15 protein-coding genes and 1 riboswitch are annotated in these 17,880 nt (G+C 55.4%); of the genes, 5 read left to right on the top strand and 10 right to left on the bottom strand.

Translation table 11 applies throughout. The features are described from left to right. Nucleotides 1-104: 104 nt before the first annotated feature. The gene (locus SH421x_RS20970) at nt 105-695 is read right to left on the bottom strand and encodes a DUF4339 domain-containing protein (protein ID WP_488851970.1); all 591 of its coding nucleotides are present in this window, start codon (nt 693-695) and stop codon (nt 105-107) included. Between the two features lie 163 nt (nt 696-858). Between SH421x_RS20970 and SH421x_RS20975 the strand changes: the two genes are divergently transcribed. Further along, nucleotides 859-1,191: a tetratricopeptide repeat protein gene (locus SH421x_RS20975; RefSeq protein WP_488851971.1), complete on the top strand. Its 333-nt coding sequence runs from the start codon at nt 859-861 to the stop codon at nt 1,189-1,191. A gap of 19 nt (nt 1,192-1,210) precedes the next feature. Here SH421x_RS20975 and SH421x_RS20980 read toward each other — a convergent pair whose 3' ends face one another. From SH421x_RS20980 to SH421x_RS20990, 3 genes are all read right to left on the bottom strand, one after another. Further along, nucleotides 1,211-2,089: an RAD55 family ATPase gene (locus SH421x_RS20980; protein ID WP_488851972.1), complete on the bottom strand. Its 879-nt coding sequence runs from the start codon at nt 2,087-2,089 to the stop codon at nt 1,211-1,213. A gap of 564 nt (nt 2,090-2,653) precedes the next feature. Beyond that, nucleotides 2,654-3,793 carry a cysteine desulfurase family protein gene (locus SH421x_RS20985; protein ID WP_488851973.1) on the bottom strand — a complete coding sequence of 380 codons (1,140 nt, stop codon included), beginning with the start codon at nt 3,791-3,793 and terminating at the stop codon, nt 2,654-2,656. 267 nt (nt 3,794-4,060) lie between these two features. Beyond that, nucleotides 4,061-4,351: a hypothetical protein gene (locus tag SH421x_RS20990; RefSeq protein WP_488851974.1), complete on the bottom strand. Its 291-nt coding sequence runs from the start codon at nt 4,349-4,351 to the stop codon at nt 4,061-4,063. 261 nt (nt 4,352-4,612) lie between these two features. Here SH421x_RS20990 and SH421x_RS20995 point away from each other — a divergent pair, with 261 nt between their 5' ends. Continuing rightward, nucleotides 4,613-5,608, top strand: a complete 996-nt coding sequence (locus tag SH421x_RS20995) for a DUF1559 family PulG-like putative transporter (RefSeq protein ID WP_488851975.1) — start codon at nt 4,613-4,615, stop codon at nt 5,606-5,608. 83 nt (nt 5,609-5,691) lie between these two features. Then, the gene (gene tadA / locus SH421x_RS21000) at nt 5,692-6,192 is read left to right on the top strand and encodes a tRNA adenosine(34) deaminase TadA (RefSeq protein ID WP_488851976.1); all 501 of its coding nucleotides are present in this window, start codon (nt 5,692-5,694) and stop codon (nt 6,190-6,192) included. Nucleotides 6,193-6,293: 101 nt separating this feature from the next. Here the strand turns inward: tadA and SH421x_RS21005 are convergent, their stop codons facing one another. The 5 genes from SH421x_RS21005 to SH421x_RS21025 form a co-directional block, all read right to left on the bottom strand. Continuing rightward, complete coding sequence (locus SH421x_RS21005; protein WP_488851977.1) at nt 6,294-7,733, bottom strand: DUF1501 domain-containing protein; 1,440 nt, start codon at nt 7,731-7,733, stop codon at nt 6,294-6,296. 18 nt (nt 7,734-7,751) lie between these two features. Then, nucleotides 7,752-10,778 carry a PSD1 and planctomycete cytochrome C domain-containing protein gene (locus SH421x_RS21010; protein WP_488851978.1) on the bottom strand — a complete coding sequence of 1,009 codons (3,027 nt, stop codon included), beginning with the start codon at nt 10,776-10,778 and terminating at the stop codon, nt 7,752-7,754. A 217-nt stretch (nt 10,779-10,995) separates the two neighbouring features. Next, the gene (locus SH421x_RS21015; RefSeq protein ID WP_488851979.1) at nt 10,996-12,948 is read right to left on the bottom strand and encodes a TonB-dependent receptor plug domain-containing protein; all 1,953 of its coding nucleotides are present in this window, start codon (nt 12,946-12,948) and stop codon (nt 10,996-10,998) included. Between the two features lie 32 nt (nt 12,949-12,980). Beyond that, a riboswitch (cobalamin riboswitch) is annotated at nt 12,981-13,153 on the bottom strand. A 350-nt stretch (nt 13,154-13,503) separates the two neighbouring features. Beyond that, nucleotides 13,504-14,151 (bottom strand): 3-keto-disaccharide hydrolase, encoded by a 648-nt coding sequence (locus SH421x_RS21020; RefSeq protein WP_488851980.1) that lies wholly within the window; start codon nt 14,149-14,151, stop codon nt 13,504-13,506. A gap of 97 nt (nt 14,152-14,248) precedes the next feature. Beyond that, on the bottom strand, nt 14,249-15,205 hold the full coding sequence (locus SH421x_RS21025) for an NAD-dependent epimerase/dehydratase family protein (protein WP_488851981.1): 957 nt from the start codon (nt 15,203-15,205) through the stop codon (nt 14,249-14,251). Nucleotides 15,206-15,321: 116 nt separating this feature from the next. Here SH421x_RS21025 and SH421x_RS21030 point away from each other — a divergent pair, with 116 nt between their 5' ends. Continuing rightward, entirely contained in the window at nt 15,322-15,714 is a 393-nt protein-coding gene (locus SH421x_RS21030; RefSeq protein WP_488851982.1) for a VanZ family protein, read from the top strand. Here SH421x_RS21030 and SH421x_RS21035 read toward each other — a convergent pair. After that, the gene (locus SH421x_RS21035; protein WP_488851983.1) at nt 15,711-16,688 is read right to left on the bottom strand and encodes a UDP-glucuronic acid decarboxylase family protein; all 978 of its coding nucleotides are present in this window, start codon (nt 16,686-16,688) and stop codon (nt 15,711-15,713) included. The two genes, SH421x_RS21030 and SH421x_RS21035, sit on opposite strands and share 4 nt — an antisense overlap. A gap of 84 nt (nt 16,689-16,772) precedes the next feature. On the opposite strand from SH421x_RS21035, the gene SH421x_RS21040 reads away from it, so the two are divergent. Further along, nucleotides 16,773-17,789, top strand: a complete 1,017-nt coding sequence (locus tag SH421x_RS21040; protein ID WP_488851984.1) for an endonuclease V — start codon at nt 16,773-16,775, stop codon at nt 17,787-17,789. Nucleotides 17,790-17,880: the final 91 nt, after the last annotated feature.

Below are 17,880 nucleotides of genomic sequence, written 5' to 3' on the forward strand. Positions count from 1 at the left end.
GTATATCGACGAAGTCGACGCAAGATTATCGCGCAAAACGTCCTAACCTGCGAAATCTACACGGTTTTACCCCGAAAGGCCTGCCTGCGTGAAGGCCAAAAAGATTAGCCCATGACTGCCCCGACGATCAGCAACCCCACTAACATCAACAGCGGCAAGCTATTCAAGATTAAGCCAGCGATCCCCCACCCCTTGCCGCTGCCGGGCAAAAAGATCGCTAGCATTCCGATGACAATCCCCGCTAGCATCAAAACAAAGTTGAAACAGAAACTGAGGCCGATTCCCACCATCACCGACTCCGGCGGTTCGCCGCCCCCCTGCTCTGCCTGCACCGCCATATAAATCACAAAGCCAAAAAACCCGAACAAAATCAGCCATGCCGCTCCCCCCAACAAACAGGAAACAATTCCGAGCGTTCGCGGCATCCTCGACTGGTTCCCCCCTGCTTCGCGAACTTCGGCCTGTGGTGACGCATAGGGTGAAGACTCGGCGACTAAATCTCCAAAATCTCCATACTGATTTCCGCTGCTGCGGCGGAAAATCGGCTGCAGTTCAGGAAAGTCACTGGCGCGTCGCCAAGCGTCGGTTCCCTCCTGTCTAACCGGGGTCGATTCAGCAATCGGCTGCGACTCAAGCTGAAAGCGAGAAAAGGGGCCGCGTTGCTCGCCGCCGATTTGAATGAAATACTCGCTCATGTTTCGCATCGCCGATCAATTGTAGTTTGCCCTAAGTCGTTGCTGCGGTAGCGTTAATGTACTGAACTTTGCAACCTGCTGCACGCCTGGGATTTCGCTGAAAATCACGTATAATTCGGTAAAGTTGCACCATTCGCCGATTCCAACCCGCTAGAGCTTCCCCATGTCGACCGCCAAAGAACTCTACAAAGCCGCCGAAAGCCTGAAAGACGCCGGTAAGTTGGACGAAGCCGCCGCCCAATACGAAGCCGCGCTCGCCATCGATCCCAATCATGTGCTCTCGCACATGGCCCTCTCGGTCGTCGATCAAAAACTGGGCAAACATGCCTCGGCGGTTGAACATGCCGAAAAGGTCTGCGAACTAGAGCCGACCGATTCATTCAACTTCACTGCACTTTCAGTGACCTATCAACGCGCCTTCGAAGGAACGCGCGATCCGATGTTCATCCAAAAAGCGGAAGAAGCCAAGTACCGCGCCGATATGGCCCGCGGTTAGTCAAACTGCGCGTCGGTTTTTACGCTTCAAAGTGCAGTCCAGCGTCGTCGATCGTGTACGGGACAATCTCGTCGGTTACGGCGCTGCCACGATGCTTGGGGACATACATCGCGCGACGTAGTTTTCGCCCGTCCATAAACTTGCCCAAGTAGATGACGGTATTCGCGCCCGAAAGGATGTCTCCTTCGTCGAGCGGACGCGAGATTAAATCGTCGAGCATCGCTTCTTTGGAGGTCTGTAGTAGCATGCACCCGACCTCCGACGGATCGTACAGGTGACGCTCTGCTTCCGCCGCATGCTCACGGAACTTTTGACGAAACAGATCTCGTGCGACCCACAGTGGATCTTTCCGCACGATCTGGTGATAGACGTACTCAAACAGATTGAACTGGATCGATTCGCTCGGCGTGTCGACCGGCTCAATTCCGTCAATCACGACGCGTCGTGAGCCGCGACAAAGATTGCCGTACAAAAAGCCGATGGTTGTCGCCAGCTTTTCGTTCAATTCGCCTTGCCACTCGTGCCAGGCATCCCAGTCGAGATCCCGTTTGGTGACCCGCTTGCCAACGTAGTCAAACACATGCAGGAAGTTGCCGTACTCCGCATCACGCGCAAAAAAATCGTCGAGATTTGGCTTGGCCTGCGAATCGCATCGCGTTAGCCGCCAATCGACCATCCGCTGTGCATAGGCGGCATGATTTTGCGAATCGCCGCGCGAGCTCATATCAAAAAAGAGGCCGCTCTGACCATCGGCGGCGACCCCGGCATGCGCAAAGTGTACCCCTAATTGCGTCTTGCCAATTCCCGTCGCGCCAACGACCACTGTCAACGTGCCGGGGATCAATCCCCCCCCCAAAAGCTCATCCAATCCCGGAACGCCGGTCGTTTGTCGCTGCATCGTTCACTTTCGTAAGTAAGGGCCGCATCAGAGATTGCTCCGATTCTCAACAGCCGCCGAAGCAACGTCAATCGCCCCGCCTAGGTTCAAATTTGTCGACTAGGAAAACAGCAAATGAAATTCGCTCTCCTAGAGGAATTCACGGTTAGAAGTCATCAATCTCCTTCGTTTGGCCACGTGAATCGAAGTCCGGACTGGACCGGACTGGACCGGACCTATGCGCGTTTTTTTTCGTCAAAGTCCTCCATCTTGCCCGAGTGGTAGTTTGCGCAATTTAGCCGTCTCTCCTGCGACGGAAATAGAAATGCCTAGGTGGTTAGCATGCGAATGAATAGCGGCTCTCCTGGGCCACGAAAGAATCAAGAAACTGCGGCCAATTCCTAAGCAAAGTATAACGAAGTCCTAAGACATAGTCAACCCAAGATTTTTTGAATCCGACTAAAATCTACAACCCCACTCAGGCGGCATGCGCGGTTGACGCGAACCCGCAGGTTCGCCGCGAAGCATCCAATCCAAGATCAGACGGCAATCGTTTCGCCGTTTGATGCGGCGAAAACGCCGCACCTACCGCACCAGATTGGACCAGGCCGAAATCAGAATATCGGCCGCTTCTTCGATTTCTTCTTCTGACGTGTACCAGCCGACGCTAAAGCGGATCGTGCCGGCTGCTGCGTCATCGCCCATGCCGATCGCTGAGAGAGTCGGCGAGTTTGCGCCCGGTCCGGTGTGCAGTGATGCGGCCGTGGAGGCGCAGATTGTATCGGCCTGGCGCAACAGACGTGCTCCGTTAACGCCGGGAAAATGAACCGATAAAGTGTTTGGCAGGCGTTCTGCTTTGGCTCCGGGAATTCCTAGCCGATCAGGTATCCCTGCACAGAGTCGGTCTTGCAGCATATCACGTAGTTTGGTTTGCACGCCGGTCGACTCATCCAGACAACGGCGAACCAGATCGGCCGCGGCGCCCATACCGATCAGTGCGGCGATATTCTCTTGTCCGCTGCGCAATCCCCGCTCTTGGCCTTCGCCATGCAGCAGCGGCGCAAGCGGCGTGCCATTGCGGATATATAGCGCGGCGGCGCCTTTGGGGCCGTAAAACTTGTGAGCCGACAGACTCAGCATATCGACCCCTAACTCTTGCACTTGAACCCGAATCTTGCCGCAGGCTTGCACCGCGTCGGCATGCAACAAAACGCCGCGGCTACGGCATACGTCTGCAATCTGGCGAATCGGCTGAATCACGCCGATCTCATGATTGGCGAGCGTTACGCAAACCAGACGCGTCTCGGGGCGAATCGCCTTTTCGATCTCTGCAGGATCCACTATTCCATTTTGGTCGCAACGAACGTAGGTCAGTTCGATTCCGAGCTGCTTTAGAAATCGCGCGGTCTCGGTGACGGCAGCATGCTCCAGCGCCGAAACGACCAAGTGCCCGCCGATATCGGCCGGGTTACGAAAGAAGGTCCCTTGGATCGCCAAGTTGATGCTCTCGGTGCCGCACGAGGTGAAGACAAGTTCTTCGTTGGTCGCGCCAATCAGATTGGCGACCTGCCCCCGTGCATCCTCCAACGTTTCTTCCACAATCCGTGACGGCGGATATTCGTAGTCAGGGGTCGAAAAATACTCCGCCAAGAACGGCAGCATCGCTTCTTGCACGCTGGGAGCAAGTGGAGTGGTCGTGTTGTGATCCAGGTAAATTCGCCGCATGGGAAGCTCTATGAAGGAAAGTCGTGGTCGAGTGTCACTCTGCGTATCGGATTGCGCAATTGGGCGATTCACGAAAAATAGAATGCGGATGCCGCGGATGAAGCACAGATTTCACGGTAAGAAAAGAGATCGGCAGGCCTACATCTCCCTTATTCCAAATTTCCGTTCCTGGGGAACCGATTTGCATAGCATTCCCGGTGCAAACTCTTATTTCTGTCCGTGCTCCATCCTTCGCTCGGACTACAAGCAGCAGACCCTCGCCAATCCCTAAACCTTGGGCAATGAGCCTTTGAATCCAAAGTCGTTGAACAGCTTGGTGGGGACGACGGCGGTGATTTTCAAGCAAGAAATGGAGACAAACGGGACAAAAACCTGTCGCCCCCCCATCGCATCCGGCGCCGGTCGTTGCAGCAAGATCATCTCGTCATCAAAGACAAAACCGGTAAAGGGGATCTGTTCGTTAAGCGTGGTGACGATCAGCCCCTGTTGGGGGAGTTTCTCGGGCCAAGCCTTTAATAGGCGTAACCAGACGTTTTCGGTTCCGTTTTCTACCGTCATAGCGATTCTCCAGGCAAACTTTTGGTATCGGTCGGCCGCCCCCCCCCCACAGCAGGCCGTCTCCTCCCTGTTTTCCAGCGTGAACGTCGCCGCCGCGCAGACCACGCAAACATAGGTTGCAATTACACTTACGGATTGATGAAATCTTCTGGTAGACCGAACCAAAGACTCGACATCCCCACCAAATTTTGCGATAGTTACGTATGGCTAAGCTTTTCGCGGTTGCTCCTCAAAAAATCTCTCTTTCGTAGAGGATACGTTATGTCTTCTCCGCTCCGTCGCGGTTTTACGCTCGTCGAGTTGCTGGTCGTGATCACGATCATCGGCATTTTGGCGGGGCTCTTGCTACCAGCGGTCGGCATGGCCCGTGAAGCAGCCCGCAATGCCCAGTGCAAAAACAATTTGAAGCAGCACGGTTTGGCTGTGGCCTCTTACAGATCAGCCAAGCAAAAGATGCCGCCGCTGATGTCGTTTCTGCCATCAGCCAGTTCGCCCGGTTATACGTCGACCCAAATCGTCAATTGGCCGGTGCCATTATTAGCTGAGCTAGACCAAGCTGCTTTGTCCGATAGCTACAGCGAAGCGTATCGCAGTGGAAACAGCAACGCATCCAACGTTGAGTTGAATGGCGTAGTTCTTGATTTTTTGATTTGCCCAAGTGATCCGGTGGATGTGATCGATACTGACTCCAATCCCATCGGCTACTTTGCAAACGGCGGGATTAAGAATCTCTACGGCGCAACAACTACCAACGGCGTAGACATCGCAGCCAATGGAGCTTGGAGCGATAATGCGATCACCTCCGGCGATCTGAAATCGCTGGTCGATCGGATGAAAGACGGCGCTTCTAACACCATTTTGCTGGCCGAACGAGTGAAACCCAATGTAGACTTTCACGGTCAAGACTTTCAGTGGAATGTCGTCAGCAACGACGGAACCTATCCGAGAGATTTTGAAGCCGCTGTCTTTTGGTCTGTTTCTATTGGGAGTTTAGACGCACCGATTAACAGATTTATCGACGATGCGGTGACCGCTGAAAACTCGGTTCCCTCCAGCTATCACTCGGGCGGCGTCAACATTTGCATGGTGGATGGCTCGGTCAAGTTTCTCGACGCTAATATCAACGGCACCGTACTCGGTCGCTTGATGTCGTCCAACGGCGCCAAAGCAACTTCGGATCCAGGTCCTTCAGGAACGGCGGCTCCTTATCCCACTTGGCAAGGGAATCCGATCAAGGGGACCGAGCTGGAACTGTAATCGGTCCACGCTCTACTTCACATTTCCAGCGTCCTCTTACAGCGAGAGGACGCTTTTTTTGTTTTTCTCGATTGCCTGCTAGCATGATTGATTCTGCCGAACCGCGTCAGTTTGAGTATCCCTCGTTCCACCAGATCTTCATGTATCAAGCGCTGGAACTTGCAGAGCAGGCCGCCCGCGATAAAGAAGTCCCCGTGGGTGCGATCATTGTGCATAACAATCGGGTGATCGCCGCCGCGCATAATCAGCGCGAAACGTTGCACGATCCGACCGCCCATGCAGAGATGATCGCGATTACCCAAGCCGCCGAGTCGCTGCAAAGTTGGCGCCTGGCGGATTGCACGCTGTACGTGACGCTGGAGCCGTGTCCCATGTGCGCCGGCGCGATCCTGCAAGCGCGCATTCCCACGGTCGTGTATGGCGCCGTCGATCCCAAAGCAGGCGCCGTCACATCTCTGTACCAACTGCTAAGTGATTCTCGTCTCAACCATCGCTGCGAAGTAGTCGGAGGAATCCTAGCACCGCAATGCGGCAACGTGCTGACCGAGTTCTTTCGGGCTCGCCGCGCGGAAGGGAAAAAGTAGAGAAGGGAAATGTCGAATGTCTAAATCCTAATGCCTAATGAAGAGAAGAGCGTTCATGATGACGTCTGTTATTAGACATTAGGTTTTAGACATTCGTCATTTTATGCAAGCAGCCCTTGGACCACATGGTGTTCTTCAACGCCGGTTAGTTTGAAGTTTAGCCCGCGATGCCGGTAGTTAAGCCGTGTGTGGTCGACTCCGAGGCATTGCAGAATCGTCGCGTGGACATCGGAGACATGGGCGGCATCTTCGACGACATTAAATCCGAGCTCGTCGGTTTTTCCAACGCTGACGCCGGGCTTCATTCCGCCCCCGGCAAACCACATGGTGAACGCTTGTGGGTGATGATCTCGACCTTGGCTACGGCCGAGAGCGGCGCTCGCTTCGACCATCGGCGTGCGGCCGAACTCTCCGCCCCAAATGATCAACGTATCATCGAGCATTCCGCGGCGGCGGAGATCTTCGACCAGCGCGGCGGCGGCCTGATCGGTCTGCTTGGCTTGAGCACGCACGCCTCCGGCGACGTTGCTGTGATGATCCCAACCCGAGTGATAGACCTGGATAAAGCGAACTCCGCGTTCGGCCAGTCGCCGAGCCAGCAAACAATTGTTGGCGAAAGCTTGGCCTGGATCGGTTGGATTGGCGCCGTACAGATTCAGCGTCTCTGGCGTTTCTTGGGTGAAATCCATTAGCTCGGGAGCTCGCGTTTGCATCCGAAAAGCCATCTCATAGGCTTCGATCCGAGTCTTAATTTCGGGATCGCCATGCTGATCGAGCAGTTGCTCGTTTAAGGTTCGAATCAAATCGAGCGAATCGCGCTGGGCCTGTTGGTCGTAGCCCGGCGGATTTGCTACGTGCAGGATGGGATCACCTTGACCGCGAAAGGGAACTCCTTGATGGACCGACGGCAAAAACCCAGCACCCCACATCGCCGCGCCGCCGCTAAGGCTGTCGCCGCTTTGCAAGACGACAAAAGAGGGAAGATCATGCGCTTCGCTCCCCAAACCGTAACTCAGCCAAGCCCCCATGCTGGGACGCCCCGGCACGCCGCTGCCCGAGTTGCAATACAGTTGGGCAGGCGAGTGATTGAACAAGTCGGTTTTTACCGACCGCAGGATCGCGATGTTGTCGACCACTTTGGCCAGGTGCGGCAGGACTTCAGAGATTTCGGCGCCACACTCGCCATGCTTGGCGAATTTGAATTGCGGCCCTAACACCGCCGCATCGGGCTGAATAAACGCGTAGCGCTGTCCGGCGATAACAGACGGCGGAATCGGTTTGCCGGCGATCTCGGCCAGCTTGGGTTTGTAGTCAAACAGCTCAAGCTGACTGGGGGCGCCAGCCATAAACAGGTAGATCACCCGCTTGGCTTTGGCCGGAAAGTGGGTTGGCCGCGGCGCGAACGGACTTACTGATTCGGCCTGGGCTTGCTGCGGTTGGCCCCAAGACTCGGCCAGGAGCGAAGCGAGGGCAAGCTTGCCAACACCGACACCGCAGTTGCGAAAGAAGTGACGTCGCGTCTGATTTTGCAGCCAGTTCATCTTGAAATTGCTTTATCGCTAGGGCTTCGTAATCACTTCGTCTAGGTTCATCAAGCTGCGGGCCGTCATCACCCACGCAGCCGTCTCGGCCGTGCCTGAGGCTTGCCCGCTCATCGCCGCCGCATCGAGTTCTTTATTTTGCAGGCGAGCGAGTTGCGTCTGACGAAATTGCAGAATCGCTTGCAGTTCGCTTGAGTTCGGCGGCCGGGTCAACAGACGTCGGAAAATATCGGTGGCGATTGCTTCCTCAGAAGTCGACGATTGTTGCGAGGAGATGGCTAACGCCTGGGCGAGTTCGATATACATCGCATCATTGAGCAGGGTCAGCGCCTGAAGCGGCGTATTGCTGCGATCGCGCCGAGCGATGCAAACTTCACCGCTGGGAGCATCAAAAACGGTGAACGCCGCAAATGGCGCCGTCCGCTTGCTGAACGTGTAGATCGAGCGGCGATAGCGATCTTCGCCGGTTGAGGGCTTCCATTGAAAGTTGCCATACGCGAGCGAAGTCACATTGGCCGGTTGAGGCGGAAACACGCCGGGACCGTACATCTTGCTGGAGAGGAGACCACTTGATTTCAGCATGCTATCGCGGACGATTTCGGCATCGACACGAAACCGCGGACCGCGCGCAAGCAGGCGATTTTGGGCGTCTTGCTTCTGCAGTTGCTCGGTGGCTTGCGAACTTTGTCGATAGGTCGCACTAAGGACGATCGCACGCTGCACCGCCTTGAGCGACCAACCGTTTTCCATCAAGAGCGTCGCCAAATAATCGAGCAGTTCAGGATGCGAAGGGGGCTCCGCCTGCGTACCAAAATCGCCGCTGCTCTCGACAAGTCCGATGCCAAACAAGGCCTGCCAGACGCGATTGACGGTGACCCGTGCGGTCAGAGGATTCTCCTTACTGACAAGCCATTGGGCAAATTCTAAGCGATTTGACGGGGATGGCCGTTTGTCATCCGCCAGAAATTGAGGAATCCGCGGCTGGACCTGTTGCTTGGGACTGAGGTATTCGCCGCGATGATGCAGATAGGTGGGTCGAACCTCGCCGTCGGTCCATTCTTGCATCACCAAGGTGGTTGGATAGTCGGGCAGTTGCGCACGTAGCTTGTCGATTGCTTGGCGTGCATCGGCCAGCTCTGCTGTGGTAAGCAGGAAGTATCGCCGCACGCGTTCGGTTTGCTCCGCAGTCCATGTAGAGGAATCTTGCGCGAGTAGCGTTTCGACTTCGATCGGCATGTCGGTTGCAACCAAGGTTTGCTCTGCCGCGGCTGAAGCAAGCCGAAACCGCCCAAGGCTTGCTGCGAAGTGCCGCTCGAACAGAAGCTCGATTTGCAACTCACCTGCTGTTGTGATCGGTTGCGCTAAGTTCAAAACCAACTGATGCGGCTCTCCTTCGCGCTGTGCGGTGGACCAGCCGGTCGAACCATCGCTATCAAGCACGTTGGCGGCATCGGCGTTGCCGCTGCCGATCGCGATTTTGCCATAACTGCGAGATGGATCAGAGAAAGTAATCGCCCGACCATTGTGCTCTGCCGTGAACTCACTGAGGAAGAAATCTCCTTTGCGACCTTCATAGTACGCGCGGCCGGGACCGCCTGCGGGTAGACGCTCGTCAGGCAAGACTTCTAAGCGAATTGCGGTCAGCGGCAACTGCCGCTGGTCGATCGCAAAGGTCAACGTGAAAACATCACGCTTGGTGATGTCTCCGCTGGAGAAGATTGAACCATCCTCAAGCAGTTCTAACTTGGGGAGGTTGGTCTCCATTTGCGTGGGACGCAGCGTGCGCCAATCAGCCGCTTTGGTTTGGGCGTCTGTTACCCAAGCGTTGAATTTGGACGTGAGATTCGCTTCGCGACGATCCTCGAGCGGGCCATCTCCAGCGGCAACGGGAAAATGACTCGGCAGCTCGGATTCTAACTTCGCGATCTGCTGCTGAAGCTGCTCACGACGCGCTGTGATATCAGGAGTTTTGAGAATCAGATCTGGCTCATTGGCGTTGTTCAAAAAGGCCATGAACGAGAAATAATCGGTGTGTGTGATCGGATCATACTTGTGCGTATGACACTGAGCGCAGCCAATCGTTAGCCCTAGCCAAACCGTGCCGGTAGTTGCGGCTCGGTCGACCATCGCATAGTAGCGAAACTCTAGCGGATCGATGCCCCCTTCTTCGTTGAGCATGGTGTTGCGATGAAAGCCGGTCGCAGTAAGTTGACTGGGAGTCGCGTCAGGCAGCATGTCGCCAGCGAGTTGCTCAATCGTAAATTGATCGAACGGCATGTCATTATTGAGAGCGCGAATCACCCAATCTCGATAAGGCCAGACCGAACGCTCGCGATCTTTTTCGTAGCCGTTGGTATCGGAGTAACGCGCCAGGTCCAGCCATTCGCGGGCCCAGCGTTCGCCATACCGGGGCGATGCCAATAGCCGATCCACAAGTTGCTCGTACGCATTCGGATCTTTGTCCTGCACAAACGCGTCGGCTTCTTCTGGCGTCGGAGGCAAGCCGATCAGGTCGAGATAGACGCGTCTCACCAGACTGTAACGATCTGCGGCCGGTGCAGGCTGCAATCCGGCTGCTTCTAGTCGCGCCAAGACAAAGCGATCGATCGCGTTTCGTGGCCACTGCAGATTGGCTACCTCAGGAGGCGCCGGCGCTGTGGGGGGAACAAAAGCCCAATGTTTTGCGTAGGGAGCTCCTTCTTTGATCCACCGCCGGAATAACTCTTTCTGCTCAGTCGTCAGCCGATCATCCGCCCCAGGCGGCGGCATCTGTAGGTCAGGATCGTCCGAAAAGATCCGCTCCACCAGCAGACTTTCGTCCACTTCGCCCGGCACGATCGCCCCATATCCGATTGCGGCATCGCGCTGGTCAAGCCGTAGATCGGCCTCTCGATGTGACTCGTCCGGACCATGGCAGGCAAAGCATTTACCGGCGAAGAGAGGCCGGATGTCGCGATTGAAATCAATCGGCGATTCGGCCAGCCCATCGGACGCAACTCCGCACAGCAGCAGGAGTCCAGTCACAACTTGGTGAGAGATTCGCATGAACAAGCACTGCTTCTCTATATTCTCGAAACGTCGCTAAAAAGACGCTTCTTATTATAGACGCAGCTCTCCGCCGACCAACCTCCATTTGGCGATTGCCCGAAGGAGTGGCAAAATCAGGCGTAATGAGCGAAATATCAGGAGGTTGCATTGTGAGCGCTTGCGCAACGAGAGTCGCGCCCAGACTTTTGGCATCTGAGCGCGACATGCGCGTCACTTACCAGACGAAGCGGAGCCCGCTGTAGGCTCCGATTCCGAGCGTACCAAACCCTGGCACCTCTTCGTAGTCTTCGTCAAACAGATTGTCGATTCGCCCCACCAGCGTCATTCCTTGTGCTAGTTGGTACGTTCCGGCGACATTGACGGTGATGTAAGACGGCAGAGGGCCTGACAAATCAAACCGGTTGTCTACATACAGCATGTAGAGATTCAAAGTCGCATCGCTGGAGACCTGACGTTCCACCCCTAGCGTCACTTTGTTCTTGGGACGTCGCTGCAGCGGTTGATCGTTGTCCAAGTCGCGTGCATTGGTATAGGTGTAGGTCGACCGTAGATCCGTCAGTTCGTTCAAGCCCCACACGCCGACCACTTCAACGCCGGTCGAGCGGGCCGTGCCGATATTTTCAAGCAGGAACGTGTTGAAGTCGAACTGAATCAAGTCAGTAAAATCATTCCGAAAGTAGGTCACATCAATTGAACCTTGCTTGTCGAAAATGTACTTGGTCATCCCGACATCCCAGCCTTTGCTACGCTCAGGGCGCAAGTTGGGATTGCCGAACGGAAACAAGTTTTCGGCCAGCGATGGCGCCCGAAAACCGGTGCCAATACTGCCGTGAAACTCGGAACCAATTTCCCAGGCATCGATCAAAAACGTAAAGCGATAAGTCTGCGCCGTGCCTGCAACGCTGTGATCGTCCCAACGCACGCCGGCTGTGCCGTAGAAACGATCTCCCAGTTGATATTGATCTTGTAGGTAGACGCCTGAGAGATACTGGCTGACGGTTGGCGTTGACGTGTTGGACGCATCTTCGTTCTGATGGTTGGCGCCAACGGTGAAGATGTTGTCTTCTAGCAGCTGCATATTTAGTTGATATTCAATCTGCTTGGTCGAGCCGTTGTACAACGGATCGAGAAATCCGGGGTCCGTATCAACCCGTTTGTAGTTGGTATGATCAAACGCAACCCGATGCTCGATCATGCCGTCAAGTTGAAACGACTGCAACTGGATCTTCTCGTAAAAAACGTCGCTTAGGTTAGAGCGAATCAGATTGTCGACCGGCAATGAACCAAACGGCTGATCATCGACCGCCGCATGCACGTCGGCATAGCGAAACACATAGTCAACGTTCAACAACTCAGACGGAGTCCAGCCATATCGTCCCGAGATCGTGCCGTTGTAGTAGCCGTCTCGCTCGGGATTGCCGTTGGCAAACTGGGCCGAGCTGACGCTGTCGGTTCCTTGGTATCCTAAACTGGTCGAGTGATAGAATAGATCGTTGCCGCCGCTCAGCGTCATCGCGGTGTTAGAAGAGTTAAAGCTTCCCCCTTCAACCAGCGTCGTGACGGTCAGCGGTCCTTCGCCGCGCGCCGTGATGATGTTGATCACCCCGCCAATCGCATCCGATCCGTACAACAAGCTTTGCGGGCCGCGCAAGACCTCGATCCGCTCGATGTTTTGCGTTGACATGGTCGAAAAGTCAAAGCTGCGTCCGGCGTTGCTAGGATCATTGATCGGAATCCCGTCCAAGATCACTTTGGTTTGCTGCGAATTGGCGCCGCGGATAAAGACCGACGTGATCCCGCCGGGACCGCCGGTGCGCACCACGTTCAGCCCTTCGACTTGTCGCAGCACTTCGGCGACGGTCGTTTGTTGCGTCCGCTGAATCTCTTCGCCGGTAATCACCGTGACGCTACTGCCGGTTTTGCCAACAGCGACTGTGGTCCCGGTCGGCGTGATCGCCGCGTTATCCGGGATGGGATTAGCCGGAAAAGAGTTGAGACGACCAACGACCTCGACCTCGGGCAAGACCGTGTCTTGCTGCGGGTTCAGCGGTAGAATTTCGGTCTCGGCCAAAGGAGACTCTTCGACCGGCGGTTGAGCCGGAAGAGAAGTGGTCCACCATGAGAGACATGCGGCAAGTGCGCATGTCGAAGTCCAGCGAAATGGCATCGTTTCCCTTCCCTCGAGGAAAATCAATAATTAAGTTGTCCATTCGCCGGACCAGATATCCTGGCTCCGAATCGTTCTACTTGCCCTCCTTCCCGACTTCCTAAGATCGTCAGTGGAATCCGCTGGGCGTTCGTCCTCGTTACAGTCGCGGGGCGGCGGGAGCTTTTCACTCCGCTTCCCTGAAATCCGGCGAAACGCGCGTCGTTGCGCGCTCCCCAGATTTCCCGGAAAACGCAGATTGACGCATGAGTCATCGACGATCACGGTCTAGAACGGTTAGTCCGATTATTCCGACCTTCCCGGTCGCCCACATTCTTCCTATTGTGAAATCCATGCCGAATCCTGGGCGATCCTTCACCACACTTGCCGTCCAAGTGGCTATTCGGGGGCTATATACCCCCTTAGATGCTATGAAACGCTGGACGCGAGTGTCGCGAATTTGGCTGAATCGCGGGAATGCCAAGGGAGGATCGCAGACGGCGCCCAAGCACGTAGATACGGCCGTAGGAGACACGCGCTAAAGGATTTGGACTGCCATAATCAAAGCGAGGCCGCTTACTTCGGCCCTGCTTTCGGCAACAGGTCGCGAATTTCGATCTTGCGAATCGCGGCGGTCGTTTGCCAGGCCGAAAAGCCAAGTGGCTGTGAATCGTTCACTTCGTTCCGCGTCGTGATTTTGCGATCCTTGATCGGCTGATCGATCACTAGCTTGTCATCGATCCAGCCTGAGATCTTCTCTGGCGTCACCTTCAGCCGAAAGCGATACCAGCGATCATCGTCGAAGCCCATATACTTGGTGGTTTCGTTTTGCGAAGCATCCTTCCCGTCGATGCTGGAGAGCCCCACGACCGCGCCTCCCCAGCCCCCCACAATCCAGCTGCAAAACGAATCTTCGACCGGGAATGTCAGCCCTGCGAAAAAATCGATCCCCTCGAGCCGTTTCGCTTCAAAGCGGATTTCGTAGTTTGTCTTGGCCGGCGCCTTTTGATAGGTGACGCCGGTCAGATTGACTCCTTGCGCCATCACGATCGCGCCATCCTGAACGGTGACTTCTCCTTCCCCCCCAAAATTGACCGGCTTCCAATCTCCCAGCGACTTGCCGTCAAAGAGCTTGCGCCAAGGTTGCTCTTCGGCATGCAGCGCGCCGCTGAATGTGAACAACAGCAGAGCGATTGCCAATCTGGTTAGTGAGCGGGCCAACATGCAGCTGTCTCCACGAGTGATGGGATGTAGCAAAGTCGATATCAGAATAACCCGCAACAGAGCGAACGCCAAATTATGGGCGAATCATGCCTAAGTTTTAGGAGTACCATGACTTAAACCACGCGACATATTCACGAATTCCAACCTCAATCGGCATCTGCGGCTCGTAGTGGAGCAAACGCTGGGCTTTTTTCAAATTAGCAAACGTCACCGGCAGATCCTCGGGCCGCTCTGGCAAGCGCTGGATATTCGCCTGTTTGTCAAATGCATGTTCCAGCAGCGCAATCAGGCCGCGCATTTCGATCGGATCACTGTGCCCCAGATTGATCGTTTCGCCGATCACATGATCGGCCGTCAGCGCCGCGATCAGGCCATCGCAGATATCGCTGACATGCGTAAAGTCGCGACGAATCGTCCCATCGCCAAACAGTGGAATGGTTGCGCCAGTATGAATCGCTTTGGCGAAAATCGTCAGCGCCAAGTCAGGGCGAAGCCGCGGACCATACACGCTAAAGGGACGCAAGCAAACTACTGGAGTTCCATGCAGTTCAGCGTAGGTTAGGCCCAACAGTTCTGCCGCGCGTTTGGTGGCGCCGTATGGACTTGCCGGAATGCCGTGCGGCGCATCTTCAGCAAACGGGATCGCCGCGCCTCGTCCGTAAACCGTAGAAGATGAGGCCAGCAAAAACCGCTTCACCGGATGACGACGAACCGTCTCAAGCAAGTTGAGCGTGCCGCCGACGTTGGTATGTTGATATAGCTGAGGCTGCGCGACGCTAACGCGAACGCCGGCGTAGGCGCCCAAATGGACAACTGACTCGATCTGGTGCTGCGTAAACAGACTTTCCATCGCCGCCGGATCGCAAAAATCGGCTTCGATCTGCGTCACTCGCGGCTGATCGGCAAAAAGAGCGACGTTTGCCCGTTTCAGCGCCGGATCGTAGTAGTCGTTAAAATTGTCCAGGCAAATCAGATCATCGCTCGATCTGGCCAATAGCCGCTCGATCAGATGACTACCGATAAATCCGGCCCCGCCGGTGATTAGAATCGCCATCCCTGCTCTTGCTCCTCTGGTATTTACTACAATGAAGTTCGGCGGGCAGTCGATCGAACTTCGGCCTGTTTTGTTTCGCTCAACTTGTCACTTGGTTCTTACTGCTTGTTGACTGCATGAATCGACTAGTTTCAGCCCGCTGGTACATTTTTTTGGCCGCTTCGGTGTGGCTGATCGCTTTTCTCGCGACGCATTGGCCAGCCGAGCGTATCCCGGTTGCCGCAGGTGCTTGGCGCCACTGGGACAAAGGAATTCATTTTTTGCTGTTCACGCTGCTGGCGCTGATCTTTTCGATGGTCGCAGCAAAGTTTGACAAGTTCGCTCCGCTGCTGGTCTGGCCGCTGTTGGCTGCCTACGGTCTGTTGGATGAAGTTACGCAGTCGTTTGTCCCGGGGCGGAGTTGCGATGGATTGGATTGGTTGGCCGACTGTCTTGGCGCCGCAACCGGAGTTGGTCTCTATTATCTGTGGAGCCGATACCGCAACCCGGCGCCGGCCGAAGAGGCTTAGTCGTGATTTGGGGTCGGCGCTCGATAGTGTGACATTTCGATATTGCGAAACCACTCGATTGTCGCTTTCAATCCAGCCTCCAATTCGATCTTCGGCTCCCAGTCCAATTTCTCTTTGGCCAGCGTGATGTCAGGCTGACGTTGCAGCGGATCATCCTCGGGCAGCGGTTTGTGGACGAACTTTGATTTTGAGCCTGTATATTTCACGACCAATTCGGCTAACTGACGGATCGTAAATTCGTGCGGATTGCCGATATTCACTGGGCCGATAAAGCTGGGATCGCAGTTCATCATACGAATCATCGCTTCGACAAGATCATCGCGATAGCAGAAAGATCGGGTCTGACTGCCGTCGCCGTACAACGTGATTGGTTCGTTGTTGATCGCCTGGCGAATAAAATTGGAGACGACGCGTCCATCGTAAGGATGCATCCGCGGTCCATAGGTGTTGAAGATGCGGACGATTTTGATGTCGACCCGATTCGAGCGGTGGTAGTCCATAAAGAGCGTCTCGGCGACACGCTTTCCCTCGTCATAGCAGGCCCGCGGTCCGATCGGATTGACATTACCGCGATACGACTCAGGCTGCGGATGAATTTCGGGGTCGCCGTAGACTTCGCTGGTCGACGCTTGCAGCACGCGGGCGCGGCAGCGTTTGGCCATGCCTAGCACGTTGATGGCCCCCATGACCGAGGTCTTGGTTGTCTTGATGGGATTGTATTGATAATGTCCCGGCGCTGCGGGACAGGCGAGATTATAGATCTCGTCAACTTCCAGCCAAATCGGCATCGTGATATCGTGCCGAATGAACTCAAAGTTGTGAAAATCAAGCAGGCGAACGATGTTCGATTTTTGACTCGTGAAGAAGTTATCGAGACAAATCACGTCATGCCCTGCTTCGACCAGTCGCTCGCAAAGATGCGAACCGAGAAAGCCAGCGCCTCCGGTCACAAGGATTCGCTTGATGTGCGACACGCTGGTTTCTCCGGGATGCTAACGCGGTTGGGGCAGAAAAGCCTCTGCACAGATTATCGAAATCCACCCAAGATGGAACAAGCCGTGACTGACTTTTTGCTGCTTGAGCAGGAGATTCAGGCTCGATTGCCCGATTTATCCGCCGAACTGCACCAGAGAATCTCGCAAATTCCTGCTGGGCGTGTCGCGACCTATGGACGAATCGCCCAATCGCTTGGGGATCGCGCGGCAAGTCGCTGGATCGGCGATTGGCTGCTGCATAGCCCGGCGGCGCCCCATGTCGCCGCTCATCGTGTGGTCCGCGCAGGCGGCGAACTGGGGCTCTTTCATACCGGCGCCATCGAAGACAAGCGACGCTTGCTGGCGGCCGAAGGAGTGATTGTCGAAAATGAAAAAGTGGACCTCCAGCAATATGAATTCGACGACTTTGTCGCCGCGGCGCCCTTAACCCAACTGCGAGAATGGCAATCCGAACTCGCAGCACAGAACCAATTCAAATCGCTCGATCGCACGCCCACGCTAGTTGCAGGGCTCGATGTTTCGTATCACGGCGCAGAAGGAGTCGTCGCGTACGTGCTGTTTGACTATCAATCGCGTCAGTTGGTCTGGTCCCATACCGTGCGCCAGACCGTATGCTTTCCTTATATTACGTCTTATCTCGCTTATCGCGAATTGCCGCTACAGATGGCGGTGCTGGCGAAAGCCGCGGCGACCAACCGGATGGCTGATGTGCTGCTGATTGACGGCAGTGGTATTTTGCATCCTCGGCGCTGCGGGATTGCCAGCATGCTGGCGGCGCTGACGGGACTACCGACGATCGGCATCACCAAGAAGCATCTGATTGGCTCCTTCTCTGCAAGTGATCTGACGACCGATCATTTTTGCAATCTACATATTAAAGGTGAAACGGGCCCAACCAAGTTAGGCGCGGCGATCTTGCCCACCCCCAAGACGAAGCGACCAATCTTTGTTTCGCCCGGCGGAAATCTTAACTTCGCAGAGGCCGAAGCGATCTGCTTGCACTTCATGGTCAACCGGCGACTTCCTACGCCGATCGCCGCTGCAGATCGATTGAGTCGACAAATCGCTAGCGGGACGTAACGAATCACTCTGGACGAGGCCCCTTAGGGTATGTAGTCTCTGCGACGATTTCGTCTGGTTCATCCGTGCGCCAAAATTCGACATATCGAGG

This window comes from Blastopirellula sp. SH421, assembly GCF_057808535.1.

What these genes read in the sequence shown, in the direction of transcription:
- SH421x_RS20970 (WP_488851970.1), bottom strand. Translation starts at nt 695, where the DNA reads ATGAGCGAGTATTTCATTCAAATCGGCGGCGAGCAACGCGGCCCCTTT.
- SH421x_RS20975 (WP_488851971.1), top strand. Translation starts at nt 859, where the DNA reads ATGTCGACCGCCAAAGAACTCTACAAAGCCGCCGAAAGCCTGAAAGAC.
- SH421x_RS20980 (WP_488851972.1), bottom strand. Translation starts at nt 2,089, where the DNA reads ATGCAGCGACAAACGACCGGCGTTCCGGGATTGGATGAGCTTTTGGGG.
- SH421x_RS20985 (WP_488851973.1), bottom strand. Translation starts at nt 3,793, where the DNA reads ATGCGGCGAATTTACCTGGATCACAACACGACCACTCCACTTGCTCCC.
- SH421x_RS20990 (WP_488851974.1), bottom strand. Translation starts at nt 4,351, where the DNA reads ATGACGGTAGAAAACGGAACCGAAAACGTCTGGTTACGCCTATTAAAG.
- SH421x_RS20995 (WP_488851975.1), top strand. Translation starts at nt 4,613, where the DNA reads ATGTCTTCTCCGCTCCGTCGCGGTTTTACGCTCGTCGAGTTGCTGGTC.
- tadA (WP_488851976.1), top strand. Translation starts at nt 5,692, where the DNA reads ATGATTGATTCTGCCGAACCGCGTCAGTTTGAGTATCCCTCGTTCCAC.
- SH421x_RS21005 (WP_488851977.1), bottom strand. Translation starts at nt 7,733, where the DNA reads ATGAACTGGCTGCAAAATCAGACGCGACGTCACTTCTTTCGCAACTGC.
- SH421x_RS21010 (WP_488851978.1), bottom strand. Translation starts at nt 10,778, where the DNA reads ATGCGAATCTCTCACCAAGTTGTGACTGGACTCCTGCTGCTGTGCGGA.
- SH421x_RS21015 (WP_488851979.1), bottom strand. Translation starts at nt 12,948, where the DNA reads ATGCCATTTCGCTGGACTTCGACATGCGCACTTGCCGCATGTCTCTCA.
- SH421x_RS21020 (WP_488851980.1), bottom strand. Translation starts at nt 14,151, where the DNA reads ATGTTGGCCCGCTCACTAACCAGATTGGCAATCGCTCTGCTGTTGTTC.
- SH421x_RS21025 (WP_488851981.1), bottom strand. Translation starts at nt 15,205, where the DNA reads ATGGCGATTCTAATCACCGGCGGGGCCGGATTTATCGGTAGTCATCTG.
- SH421x_RS21030 (WP_488851982.1), top strand. Translation starts at nt 15,322, where the DNA reads ATGAATCGACTAGTTTCAGCCCGCTGGTACATTTTTTTGGCCGCTTCG.